General features: G+C 62.7%; 10 protein-coding genes. 3 read left to right on the top strand and 7 right to left on the bottom strand.

Annotated elements, in window-relative coordinates; all coding sequences use genetic code 11:
• Positions 1-179: 179 nt before the first annotated feature.
• From WBG82_RS02370 to WBG82_RS02380, 3 genes are all read left to right on the top strand, one after another.
• Positions 180-1550, top strand: a complete 1371-nt coding sequence (locus WBG82_RS02370; protein ID WP_424420890.1) for a sensor histidine kinase — start codon at positions 180-182, stop codon at positions 1548-1550.
• A gap of 154 nt (positions 1551-1704) precedes the next feature.
• The gene (gene galU, locus WBG82_RS02375; protein ID WP_424420892.1) at positions 1705-2595 is read left to right on the top strand and encodes a UTP--glucose-1-phosphate uridylyltransferase GalU; all 891 of its coding nucleotides are present in this window, start codon (positions 1705-1707) and stop codon (positions 2593-2595) included.
• A gap of 28 nt (positions 2596-2623) precedes the next feature.
• Positions 2624-3958, top strand: a complete 1335-nt coding sequence (locus WBG82_RS02380; RefSeq protein WP_424420894.1) for a UDP-glucose dehydrogenase family protein — start codon at positions 2624-2626, stop codon at positions 3956-3958.
• 15 nt (positions 3959-3973) lie between these two features.
• On the opposite strand, the gene WBG82_RS02385 is transcribed toward WBG82_RS02380, so the two are convergent.
• The 7 genes from WBG82_RS02385 to wecB all read right to left on the bottom strand — a co-directional run bounded on the left by WBG82_RS02385 (position 3974) and on the right by wecB (position 12265).
• A complete protein-coding gene (locus tag WBG82_RS02385) occupies positions 3974-5491 on the bottom strand; it encodes an undecaprenyl-phosphate glucose phosphotransferase (protein WP_424420897.1) in 1518 nt (505 codons plus the stop codon).
• A gap of 206 nt (positions 5492-5697) precedes the next feature.
• On the bottom strand, positions 5698-6792 hold the full coding sequence (gene gmd, locus WBG82_RS02390; protein ID WP_424420899.1) for a GDP-mannose 4,6-dehydratase: 1095 nt from the start codon (positions 6790-6792) through the stop codon (positions 5698-5700).
• 118 nt (positions 6793-6910) lie between these two features.
• On the bottom strand, positions 6911-7870 hold the full coding sequence (fcl, locus tag WBG82_RS02395) for a GDP-L-fucose synthase (protein ID WP_424420901.1): 960 nt from the start codon (positions 7868-7870) through the stop codon (positions 6911-6913).
• Positions 7863-8933, bottom strand: coding sequence for a GDP-mannose 4,6-dehydratase (gene gmd / locus WBG82_RS02400; protein ID WP_424420903.1), 1071 nt, complete (start codon positions 8931-8933; stop codon positions 7863-7865). Before gmd (WBG82_RS02400) ends, fcl begins: the two co-directional genes overlap by 8 nt.
• Positions 8934-9038: 105 nt before the next feature.
• Positions 9039-9842 (bottom strand): WecB/TagA/CpsF family glycosyltransferase, encoded by an 804-nt coding sequence (locus WBG82_RS02405; protein WP_424420905.1) that lies wholly within the window; start codon positions 9840-9842, stop codon positions 9039-9041.
• Positions 9843-9855: 13 nt separating this feature from the next.
• The gene (gene wecC, locus WBG82_RS02410) at positions 9856-11127 is read right to left on the bottom strand and encodes a UDP-N-acetyl-D-mannosamine dehydrogenase (RefSeq protein WP_424420907.1); all 1272 of its coding nucleotides are present in this window, start codon (positions 11125-11127) and stop codon (positions 9856-9858) included.
• A complete protein-coding gene (gene wecB / locus WBG82_RS02415) occupies positions 11120-12265 on the bottom strand; it encodes a non-hydrolyzing UDP-N-acetylglucosamine 2-epimerase (RefSeq protein ID WP_424420909.1) in 1146 nt (381 codons plus the stop codon). Before wecB ends, wecC begins: the two co-directional genes overlap by 8 nt.
• Position 12266: the final 1 nt, after the last annotated feature.

Genomic DNA, 12266 nt, shown 5'->3' on the forward strand with positions numbered 1-12266 from the left:
CGCCGCCCGGCGGAAGCTTCCCCTGCCGATCCGCCCGGATTTCCGTCATTTCCGACGCCCCGGCGCGCCCGGCCCACCGCCTAGTTTCATTTTTAGCGATCTCCGCAATGCCTCCTTAAAGCCCGGATGAGAGACTGGACACGGTCCGGAGCCGGGGGCCGGGACGCGTGGGATTTCAGATGACGTCGGAAGAGCATATTCGCCGAAAGGTTCTCCTTTACTGGATTTCGATGGAGGACCGCCTCTATCTGTTCAGGTGCTGCTTTCCCCTTGCCCTCGCCGTCACCACAGCCAGCGCCAGCGGCCTGACGAGCGGCATCGGCTGGCTCTTCGCCGCCATCGCCATCGACACGGGCACGCTTTTCTGGCGGCGCTCCATCCGGCGACGCATTGTCGATGTCGATACGGAGAAGTGCTGGCGTGACGCGGGCATCTTCCATGTCGCGGCTGTCGCGACCTACACCATTGCGGGCTTCAACTGGGTTCTCGGCGAGCCGGATCAGTTCGTGGTGACCGCCATCGTGCTCGGCGCGAGCCTGATGACGCATTGCTCATGGGTGCCCACCATGCGCACACTTCCGAACATCCTCGCGCTGGCCCTGCCCTTCGGCCTGATCCTCTTCGCCGCCGAGGCCGCCGGTCTGCTCAACACGACCTCGCTTCTTCTCTCGATCATGCTGCTCGGGACGACGGCGGTCATCATGCATTTCAACCGGCACAAATATTTCGAGACCTTCGCCCAGTTGCAGGCGGAACAGGAACTGACGGCGAGGCTCGATCAGGCCTATGAGGCCGCCCTGATCGAGAAGGAGCGCGCCGAGGAAGCCAATCGCTCCAAATCGGCCTTCCTCGCCACGATGAGCCACGAGATCCGCACACCCATGAATGCGATCATGGGCTTCTCCGATCTCGTCATGCGCATGAGCGACGATCCCAAGATCCGCGAATATGGCCAGTACATCAACGATGCCTCGCTGAGCCTTCTCACCGTCCTCAACGACGTGCTCGACTTCTCCAAGATCGAGGCCGACAGGATCGAGATCGAGCGCAGGCCGGTCGAACTGGCGGCGCTTTTCGAGTCATTGCTGTTCTGGGTCGGCCGGGCGCGGGAGCGAAAGATCGACTTCCATATCGAGGCATCCGGGCTGCCGGAGGGAACGGTCTTCGCGGATGAGGGCCGGCTCAGACAGATCCTCTCGAACATGGTGTCGAACGCCCTGAAGTTCACGCCCGAGGGCGGCAAGGTCTGGCTCAGAGGGAGCGTCGTTTCTGCCGAAGGCGACAATGTGCGCGTGCGCTTCGAGGTCGAGGACACCGGCATCGGCTTCAGCGACGACGTGGCCTCCCAGCTTTTCATGCCCTTCGTGCAGGCCAATGGCGACATCGCCAAGACCTATGGCGGAACGGGCCTCGGCCTTGCCATCTCGGCCAAGCTGGTCGGCCTCATGGGCGGCCAGATCGGGGCGCGGGGCAAGTCCGGCCAGGGCGCCCTTTTCTGGTTCGAGGTCCCGTTCGTCCGTGCCAGCATGCCGCTTTCCCGCACGGCCTGACGCCTTGCTGCCTGACGATTCTGCCGCTTCCCCGGCCCGCAGGCGCCATTTCCTTGCGGGCCCGCGTCCATTCATGCAATAGAAACGGCAAACCCGGGGCGGCCGATCCGGCGGCATTTCGGGGCTTTGACGTCGGGACGCGAGGGGATTGAGCATGGCTCCGAAGGTGCACAAGAAGGTTCGCAAGGTCGTATTTCCGGTCGCGGGCCTCGGCACACGCTTCTTGCCGGCCACCAAGGTCATCCCCAAGGAGATGCTGACGGTCGTCGACAAGCCCGTCATTCAGTACGCCGTCGAAGAGGCGATCGAGGCGGGCATCGAACATTTCGTTTTCGTGACAGGACGCGGCAAGGGCGCGATCGAGGATCATTTCGATCTGGCCTATGAGCTCGAGGCGACCCTCAAGGCGCGCGGCAAGACGGCCGAATTCGAAATGCTGAAGGCGAGCCGCCCCCTTGCCGGCACGGCGAGCTTCGTGCGCCAGCAGGAGCCGCTGGGCCTCGGCCATGCGGTCTGGTGCGCGCGCGACATCGTGGGCGACGAACCCTTCGCCCTCGCCCTTCCCGACATGCTCATTCACGGCAAGCCCGGCTGCTTCGCGCAGATGATGGAAGTCTATGAAAAGCATGGCGGCAACATCGTCGCGGTCGAGGAAGTACCGCATGAGCATGTGAACCGCTACGGCATCGTCGCGCTCGGCCAGAATTTCGACCCTGCGACGCATGAGATCACCGGCATGGTCGAAAAGCCGAAGATCGAGGAAGCGCCGTCCAATCTCATCATTTCGGGGCGCTACATTCTTCAGCCGGAAATCTTCACGAAGCTCTCCACGCAGAAGCCCGGCGCGGGCGGCGAGATCCAGCTCACGGACAGCATGATCGCGCTCCTCGCCGAGCAGGATTTCTTCGCCTATCGCTTCGCGGGCACGACCTATGACTGCGGTGACAAGATCGGCTATCTCGCCGCCAATGTCGCCTTCGCGCTCGACCGCCCCGACATAGCGCCAAAGTTCCGTCCCCTCCTCGACAAGCTCGCCCAGAGCTGAGCCCCACGGTGCTGCCCGGAGATTTCTGATGAAAGTCGCAATGATCGGCACGGGCTATGTGGGCCTCGTCACTGGCGCGTGCTTCGCCGATCTCGGACATGAGGTGGTCTGCGTCGACAAGGACGATGGAAAGGTCGAAAGGCTGCGCCGGGGCGAGGTTCCCATCTATGAGCCGGGCCTTGAAGACATGGTGCAGCGAAATGTCGAGGCGGAGCGGCTGAGCTTCACCACGTCTTTCGCCGAGGCGGTGCCGGGACGCGATGCGGTCTTCATCGCCGTCGGCACGCCGACGAAGGAATCGGACGGCAGCGCCGATCTTTCCGCCGTCCACGCCGCCGCCCGCGAGATCGCCCGGCACCTCAGCGGCTACACGGTCATCGTGGACAAGTCGACCGTCCCGGTCGGCACGGGCGACGAGGTCGAGGCGATCATCCGCGACGAGAACCCGGATGCCCATTTCGATGTCGCCTCGAACCCGGAATTCCTGCGCGAGGGTTCCGCGATCGAGGATTTCATGAAGCCCGACCGCGTGGTCATCGGCGTCAATGCCGAGCGCCCGCGCCGCGTGCTGCAGGCGCTCTATCGCCCGCTCACCATGCATGAAACGCCGATGGTCTATACGAGCCGGGCAACCGCCGAACTCACCAAATATGCCGCCAACGCCTTCCTCGCCACCAAGGTGACCTTCATCAACGAGATCGCGGATATTTGCGAGCGCGTCGGCGCCGATGTGCAGGACGTCTCGCGCGGGATCGGCCTCGACAGCCGCATCGGTCCGAAATTCCTCCAGGCCGGCGCGGGTTTCGGCGGCTCCTGCTTCCCGAAGGACACGCTGGCCCTCACCAGCACGGCGCGGAAGGTCGGCCGGCCGACGCAGATCGTCGAGGCGGTCATGGCGGCCAACACCGAGCGCAAGCTCCGCATGGCCGAAAAGATCATCGATGCCTGCGGCGGAAATCTCGAAGGCAAGACGCTGGCGGTTCTGGGCGTGACCTTCAAGCCCAACACGGACGATATGCGAGACGCGCCGAGCCTCGACATCATCCCCCTTCTGCAGAAGGCGGGCGCGGGAATCCGCGCTTACGATCCGGAGGGGATGGAGGACGCGCGCAAATATCTGAGCAATATCGACTGGAAAAAGGACGCCTACAGCGCCATGCCCGGCGCCGATGCGCTGCTGATCCTCACCGAATGGAACGAATTCCGCGTGCTCGATTTCGAGCGCATCAAGAGCCTTCTGAAGACGCCGCTCGTCATCGACCTGCGGAACATCTATTCGCTCGCGGAAATGGCGCAGGCTGGCTTCGTCTATCACTCCGTCGGCCGGGACGTCGTTCAGCCCGCGTCGCAAATGGCGAAATGATCGGGCAAGTCCCGCTCAATAGGCGTTGCGGCCAGTGAAGCCGAAAAAGGGCGTCATCAGAAGAATCTTGATATCGAGCCAGAGCGACCAGTTCTCGATATAATAGAGATCGTATTCGACGCGCTTGCGCATCTTCTCCGGCGTGTCGGTTTCGCCGCGATGGCCATTGACCTGCGCCCAGCCGGTAATGCCCGGCTTCATCTTGTGGCGGTTCGCATACTGCTCGAGCAGGACCTCGTAATATTCATTATGCGCGAGCGCGTGCGGCCTCGGCCCTACAAGCGACATTTCCCCCATGAGCACGTTGAAAAGCTGCGGCAGCTCATCGAGGCTCGTGCTCCTGAGGACGCGCCCGACGCGCGTCACGCGCGGATCGCCCTTCACCGCCTGCCTGATCTCCGGCCCGTCCTCCGTCACATGCATGGTGCGAAATTTCATCACACGGATGATGGTGTGGTTGAAACCATGCCGCCGCTGGCGGAAGAAAACGGGGCCCTTGCTGTCGAGCTTGATCGCGATCGCGATCAGCAGCATCAGCGGCGCGACGGCAATCAGTCCGAGCGCCGACAGGAGCCGGTCTTCGACGAGCTTGATGATCGGCGCCCAGCCGTCGAGCGGACGGCGGGCGAGCTCGATCACCGAGACGCCGCCATAATTGACGATCCCGAGCGAACGCATGCGGAGCGTGGCGAGCGCGGGACAAAGCCTGATATCGACAGGCAGCACCGAAAGCTGCATGAGGAGGTCGGATATGCGCTGCTCCTCGCCGAGCGGCAGCGCGATGATAACCTCGTCGATATGAGCCAATTTTCCATGCTCGATGAGTTCGCCGACGCCGCCCGAAACGGCAAGGCGCGCGGCCGGCCCCTGCGCGGCATCGTCGAAGACACCCACCACATGATGATGCTCATTCATCATGCGCAGATGTTCGATGAGCCCGAATGCGATGTCGCCGCTGCCGTAGATCGCGATATTTCTCTGGAAAAACCTGTCCGGCGCCCTGCTCCCGATGAAATGCGCGGCAACGCCATGGCTCAGCGCCACCAGCGTCACATTGAGCACGAACCAGATGATCATCCAGCCGCGGGAGAAGTCGGCGGAAACCTTCAGGAGATAGCCTGCCGTCAGCAGAATGACGGCGGCAACGCCGAGCCCGCCAAGTATTCGCAGCGTCTGCCCGCGGAGACGCCTCAGTGTCGAGAGGCGATAGAGCTCCCGGCTCCTGAAAGTGGCCACCGCGACCACGGCGGCGAGAACGCCTGCGGCAAGATAGGGTTCGTTTGCGGGCTGTCCCCCAAGCCGGATGTCGATATAGATCCATTTTGCGAGGAGGGAAGCGAGCGCGATCAGAACGAGATCGGCGGCGGCGACGATATCGCCCACCACCCGCTCCGAACGGCGGCCGCCGCGCGACTGGGGAGCTTCCAGATCAACCGGAGGCGGGCGAACGACCCCTTCCTCCAGCGAAAGCGCGTCGATACTTCTGACGTTATCGGAACGCTGCTTTCGGCGCGTGAACTCCCCCATGGACATACGAACAACCCTCGGTAGCACTCGGCGTTGCCTCAATCACTGACGACACTGTCCTTGTTCGTTACAGCTTTTTCAATGATCGATTAAATGCCGACAATCACCACCAAGCATATTAGCCCGTATACCGCAGAAATCCTGCAAAAACTCACGCCAATTTGATGGAAATTGAAGCGATCGAATTCAAGTAATCGCAAACCGACCGCAAATCATTCGCCCGAAGCGATCCCCTGATTCGCCAATTCCGTCTCGAAGCGAACGATATCCGCCTCGACCATTTCGCGAACGAGTTCGGCGAAACTCACCTGCGCCGTCCAGCCGAGCAGGCGCCTGGCCTTGGAGGCATCGCCGAGCGTGACCCGCACATCTTTCGGCCGGAAGAATTTGGGGTCGATCGCGACAAGCGTTTCGCCGGTCCGGGCGTCGATGCCTTCTTCATCGACACCGCTGCCGCGCCAGATGACCTCGCGGCCGATCTCGCGGAAGGCATATTCGACGAAATCGCGCACGGAATGGTTTTCGCCGGTCGCCAGCACATAGTCGCCGGGTTGCGGCTGCTGGAGCATAAGCCACATGCCGCGCACATAGTCGGCCGCATGTCCCCAGTCGCGCCTCGTATCGAGATTGCCGAGCGAAAGACATTCGCCCTTGCCCACATGCCATGCGGCAACCGCGCGCGCGATCTTGCGCGTGACGAAACTCGCAGGACGATAGGGGCTCTCATGATTGAAGAGAATGCCGTTCGAGGCATGAAGCCCATAGGCTTCACGGAAATTCACCGTCGCCTCGAACGCCGCATGCTTGGAAACGGCATAAGGGTTGAGCGGATGAAAGAGCGTTTCCTCATTCTGGACGCTGCCGCGGGCATCGCCGAACATTTCCGAACTCGACGCCTGATAGAAGCGCATGCGCCGGTCGGGGTCGATCCTGATCACCGCATCGAGAATGCGCATCACGCCCGTCGCATTCACGTCGGTCGTATAGGCGGGATCATCGAAGCTCGTCTGAATATGCGTCTGGGCGGCGAGATTGTAGATCTCGTCCGGCATCGTCTCCCGCAGCAGGCGATCGACCTGATCGCCCACGGTGAGATCGCAGCCATGAAGCACGAGCCGGCGGTTCACATCGGGAAAGCCCGAAAACCGCTCGCGCGGCAGCCTCGACAGGTCCCGCGCCATTCCGTGAACGATATAGCCGCGCGAGAGCAGCCATTCGGCCAGATAGCCGCCATCCTGCCCGGTGATGCCGGTGATCAGCGCGACCGGAGGCCGCGAAAAGTCCCGTAGTGGAAGAACAGGCGACAAGGGCGTCTGCCCTCCCGAATTTGACACATGCGCCTTGCCCGGGCGCCTCATAAGTCCGCCATCTTGATCATAATTGACATCCTTGTAAACAGATGGCGGCGTGGTTTTTCAGACGCGATCAGGCGTCAGCGGCAAGCTGCCTGTCGCAGTACCAGCGATAAACCTGGGCGATGCCCTCCTCAAGTCCGGTGCGGGCCCGCCAGCCAAGGCGAGTGAGCCTCGACACATCCATCAGCTTGCGCGGCGTGCCGTCGGGCTTGGAGGTGTCGGTCACGATCTCGCCCTCGAAACCGACGATGCGGCGGACGAGTTCGGCCAGTTCACGGATCGAAATATCCTCGCCCACGCCCACATTAATGTGCTCCTCACTCGAATAGGTCTTCATGAGGAAGACGAGCGCATCGGCGCAATCGTCGACATGGAGGAATTCGCGCCGGGGCGTTCCCGTGCCCCAGATGGTGACGGAAGCGGCGCGGTCGAGCTTCGCCCTGTGCATCTTGGCCATCAGCGCCGGCATGACATGCGACGACTGAAGATCGAAATTGTCGCCAACGCCATAAAGATTGGTGGGCATGGCGGAGATGAAGTCGCAGCCATATTGCCGGCGATAGGCCTGGCAGAGCTTGACGCCCGCGATCTTGGCGATGGCGTACCATTCATTGGTGGGCTCGAGCGGGCCGGTCAGAAGCGCGCTCTCCTGCAGGGGCTGCGGCGCGAATTTCGGATAGATGCAGGACGATCCGAGGAAGAGGAGCTTCTCGACACCTGCGCTCCACGCGGAATGGATGATGTTCGCCTCGATCATCAGATTGTCGTAGAGGAATTCGGCCGGGCGCGTGTCATTGGCAAGAATGCCGCCGACGGTCGCCGCCGGCACGAACACGGTCTGAGGGCGCTCGTCCATCATCCAGGCTTCCACCTGCTCCTGCCGGCGAAGATCGACCGCCTCGCGTCCCACCGTGACGATCTCGCAGCCCTCGCTCGCAAGCCGGCGCATGAGGGCGGAGCCAACCATCCCGCGATGGCCTGCGACATAGACCTTCTTGCCTTCGAGCGAGTAGACAGGCCCTTCAGTCATAACGCGCCTTCCGGCTCTCCTCCTGCGCAACCACCTTGAGATCGGACGCCACCATCTCGGCGACAAGCTCCGGGAATGTCGTCTTGTGTCGCCAGCCGAGCACCTGATGCGCCTTGCGCGGATCGCCTAGCAAGAGATCGACCTCGGTCGGGCGGAAATAGCGCGGATCGACCTTCACCAGCACCTTGCCGGTCTTGGCATCGAGGCCGATCTCGTTCTCATCCTTGCCCTCCCAGCGGATCGTCCGGCCGACCTCCGCGAAGGCAAGCTCGACGAATTCCCTCACCGAATGCGTCTCGCCGGTCGCGAGCACATAGTCGTCGGGCTTTTCCTGCTGCAGGATGAGCCACATGCCCTCGACGTAATCGCGCGCATGGCCCCAGTCGCGGCTGGCATCGAGATTGCCGAGATAGAGCGTGTCCTGAAGCCCGAGCTCGATCGCGGCGACCGCGCGGGTGATCTTGCGCGTGACGAAGGTTTCGCCGCGCGTCGGCCCTTCATGATTGAAGAGGATGCCGTTCGAGGCGTGCATCTCATAGGCTTCGCGGTAGTTCACCGTGATCCAATAGGCATAAAGCTTCGCCGCCGCGTAAGGGCTGCGCGGATAAAAGGGCGTCCGCTCGCTCTGGGGCGTTTCCTGCACCTTGCCGTAAAGCTCCGACGTCGACGCCTGATAGAAGCGCGTCGTCTTCGCAAGGCCCAGAAGGCGGATCGCCTCGAGCAGGCGCAGCGTGCCGATGGCGTCAGAATTCGCCGTGTATTCCGGCGTCTCGAAGCTCACCTGAACATGCGACTGCGCGGCAAGATTGTAGATTTCGGCCGGCTGCGTTTCCTGAATGATCCGGATGAGGTTCGTCGAATCCGTCAGGTCGCCATAATGAAGGAAGAGTCGGGCGCTCTCGACATGAGGGTCCTGATAGAGATCGTCGATACGGGCCGTGTTGAAAGAAGACGAACGGCGCTTGATCCCGTGGACCACATAGCCCTTATCGAGGAGAAGCTTGGCGAGATAAGCTCCGTCCTGACCCGTGATGCCAGTAATAAGGGCAACTTTCTCGCTCATCCGGACGATACCTCCCGCTCCATGCGATGCTACGGCCCGTTTCGGCCGCCCCACACCCATACAAAGAATTGCAGCCAGCGGGAAGCCCTGCCTCGGCCCGTCCCCTCAAGGCGCCGCCCCTGCCCGCCTTTTCCGATAGGCCGACCAGAGCAAGCCCGCATAGCGCCTGTTCGTCTCGTAATAGCGCCGCCACAGGCGCCGGGGTTCCTGAAGTAGCCGGAAAAGCCATTCGAGGCCCATTTTCTGTACGAGCCGCGGGGCTCGGCTCACCTTGCCGCCATAGACATCGAAGCTGCCGCCAACGCCCATGATGAAGGAAGCGCGGAGCACATCCCTGTGACGGCGGAGGAAGCGCTCCTTCCTGGGGGTCGGCATCGCCACAAAAAGACAGTCCGCTTCCGACGCATTGATGGCTTCCACGATCGAGGCCTCTTCCTCCGGCCTGAAATAGCCGTCCTGTGCGCCCGCGACGCGCAAGGACGGCAGCTCCCGCGCGAGCCGCTGGCGGACCGCGTCGAGCACATGCGCCTCGGCGCCCAGAAGATAGGGACGGAACCCGCGCTCGGCGCAGAGCGCGAAAAGGCGTTCCATGATGTCGACGCCCGCAACGCGCTCCGGCACGGGAATGCCAAGGATCCGCGCACCCCAGACCACGCCCGCCCCGTCGATGTTGATGAGATCCGCCTCGGAGACGTCCTGCCGCAACTCGTCGTCGCTCTGCATGGTGACCAGCTTGGCGACATTGACCACCGTGTGGTGGAGCGGCACCTTGCCCGACATCGCCTCGAGCGCCAGCGCGAGCGTCTCGTCCATGGTGAGAAGATGCATGGGCGCATCGAGAAATTCGACGCGCCGCGGTGCGATCACGGGATGCGCGGCCCAGTAGCATGCGGCCTTGCCGCCGCTCATGCCTCGTCTCCCGTCATGCGGCGGTGCCCCGGCGAGCCTTGCGCCACGTCCACAGACCGCGCGTGTCGATGAGCGCCTTGCCCTTCAGCGCGGCAGGATCGATCAGCTCGAACTGCCGATGATCGACGAGCAGCACCACGATATCGGCCCTGTCGATCGCCGTCAGCGCGTCGCAGAACTCAACCCCCAGACGCGAAAGCTCCTCAGGCAGTTCGTCGGCATTGGGCTCCGCGGCGAGGATGCGTCCGACTTTCGCCTCAGCGAGAAGCTTGACGACCTCGATGGCCGGGCTCTCGCGCAGATCGTCGATATTCGGTTTGAAGGCGAGACCGAGACAGGCGATGGTCGCATCCTTGCCGGTCGCCGCGTTCATGACCTCGGCGGCGACGCCGCGCGGCCTGTCATTGTTGATCCGCCGCGCGGACTGCATGAGCAGCGTTTCTTCCGGCGCCGCATCGACGATGAAATAAGGGTCGACCGCGATACAGTGCCCGCCGACACCCGGTCCGGGCTGAAGGATCGAGACGCGCGGATGCCGGTTCGCAAGCTCGATCACTTCCCAGACATTGAGATCGAGACGCGAGCAGACGGCCGCAAGCTCGTTCGCGAAGGCAATATTCACATCGCGAAAGGCATTCTCCGTCAGTTTCACGAGTTCGGCGGCTTCCGCGGAGGTGATGACGAGACTGCCGGCGACGAAGCTCGCATAGAGCGAGGCCGCACGCTCGGAGGAACGCCGCGAAATGCCGCCGACACTGCGATCATTGTTGACGAGCTCGGTGAGCACCTTGCCCGGCAGCACGCGCTCGGGACTATAGGCGACCAGAACATCCGCCTCCTCGCCCTCGACATGGGGGAAGCTGAGGTCGGGGCGCAATTCCGCGAGAAGCGCGGACAGCTTTCGCGTCGTGCCAACGGGCGAGGTCGATTCCAGAACGACGAGATCGCCCTTCTTGATGCATGGCGCGATGCTCCGCCCCGCGGAAAGCACATGGCTGATGTCGGGTTTCTGATCCTCTGTGATCGGCGTCGGCACGGCGATGATGAAGGCATCCGCGGGCTCGGGCGAGAGCGACGCCCTCAGCTTGCCGTTCGAGACGACTTTCTGGATCAGTCCGTCGAGATCGGGTTCGACGATATGCACCTCGCCGCGATTGACGCTCTCGACGACATGGGAATTCACATCGACGCCGATCACCGATATGCCGCGGCTCGCCAGAATGGCGCAGGTCGGAAGGCCGATATAGCCCATGCCGATGACAGATACCGTCTTCCACTCACGCATGCCGCACAAGCTCCTCGACAATCCTTTCGCTGGCCCGGCCATCCCCGTAAGGATTGTACCGCCTGCTCATTTGCTCATAGGCGGACGCATCGTCGAGAAGGCGTGTCGCATTGGAAAGGATCTTATCCACGTCCGTTCCGACAAGGAGCGCCGTGCCCGCCTCGACGCCCTCGGGCCGCTCGGTATTCTCGCGCATCACCAGCACCGGCTTGCCGAGCGATGGCGCCTCTTCCTGCACGCCGCCTGAATCGGTGAGAACGAGCCTTGATCTTTTCAGCAGATAGACGAAGGGCAGATAATCCTGCGGGTCGATGAGGTGAATATCGCTCGCCTGCCCGAGCGCCGCCGTCACCGGCCCGCGCACATTGGGATTGGGATGAACGGGATAGACGATCTGCACGTCGCCGCGCGCCGCCAGCGTCTGAAGCGCCGCGCAAATCCTCTCCATGCCACCGTCGAAATTCTCGCGCCTGTGGCCGGTGACCAGAATGAGTTTCTTGCCCGCATGAAGAAACGGAAACCGCGCCGAGAACTCGGCGTCGAGCGCCGCATCGCCTTCCAGCCGCCCGCTGAAATGCAAGAGCGTGTCGATGACGGTGTTGCCGGTGACGAAGATCCTGTCGGCAGGCTTGCCCTCGCGCAGCAGATTTTCGCGCGCCTGCGTCGTGGGCGCGAAATGCAGCGCCGCGAGATCGCCGACGATCTTCCGGTTGAGCTCCTCCGGCCACGGCGAATAGATGTCGCCGCTGCGAAGGCCGGCCTCGATATGCGCCACGGGAATGCGCTTGTAGAAAGCCGCAAGCGCCGCCGTCATGGCCGTGGTGGTGTCGCCCTGAACGAGCACGAAGTCCGGACGCGCCTCATCGAGCACTCCGGCCATGCCGGTGAGGACGCGCGATGTCGTATCGAAAAGCGTCTGACCGGGCATCATGATGTCGAGATCGTAGTGAACGGGCAGGCCCGTGAGTTCGATCACCTGATCGAGCATGTCCCGATGCTGCGCCGTGAGGCAGATTTTCGTCTCTATGCGGTCGTCGGCGAGTGCCTGCCGTGCGACGGGGAAGCATTTGAGGGCCTCGGGTCGGGTACCGAACACGATGAGCAACCGAACTTTCCCAGGCTTGCGTGCCTTGAACATT

The organism is Parvibaculum sp. (assembly GCF_049671045.1).
Lineage (GTDB): Bacteria > Pseudomonadota > Alphaproteobacteria > Parvibaculales > Parvibaculaceae > Parvibaculum.

What these genes read in the sequence shown, in the direction of transcription:
- gmd (WP_424420903.1), bottom strand. Translation starts at nt 8,933, where the DNA reads ATGAGCGAGAAAGTTGCCCTTATTACTGGCATCACGGGTCAGGACGGA.
- fcl (WP_424420901.1), bottom strand. Translation starts at nt 7,870, where the DNA reads ATGACTGAAGGGCCTGTCTACTCGCTCGAAGGCAAGAAGGTCTATGTC.
- wecC (WP_424420907.1), bottom strand. Translation starts at nt 11,127, where the DNA reads ATGCGTGAGTGGAAGACGGTATCTGTCATCGGCATGGGCTATATCGGC.
- wecB (WP_424420909.1), bottom strand. Translation starts at nt 12,265, where the DNA reads ATGTTCAAGGCACGCAAGCCTGGGAAAGTTCGGTTGCTCATCGTGTTC.
- WBG82_RS02370 (WP_424420890.1), top strand. Translation starts at nt 180, where the DNA reads ATGACGTCGGAAGAGCATATTCGCCGAAAGGTTCTCCTTTACTGGATT.
- WBG82_RS02385 (WP_424420897.1), bottom strand. Translation starts at nt 5,491, where the DNA reads ATGTCCATGGGGGAGTTCACGCGCCGAAAGCAGCGTTCCGATAACGTC.
- galU (WP_424420892.1), top strand. Translation starts at nt 1,705, where the DNA reads ATGGCTCCGAAGGTGCACAAGAAGGTTCGCAAGGTCGTATTTCCGGTC.
- WBG82_RS02380 (WP_424420894.1), top strand. Translation starts at nt 2,624, where the DNA reads ATGAAAGTCGCAATGATCGGCACGGGCTATGTGGGCCTCGTCACTGGC.
- WBG82_RS02405 (WP_424420905.1), bottom strand. Translation starts at nt 9,842, where the DNA reads ATGAGCGGCGGCAAGGCCGCATGCTACTGGGCCGCGCATCCCGTGATC.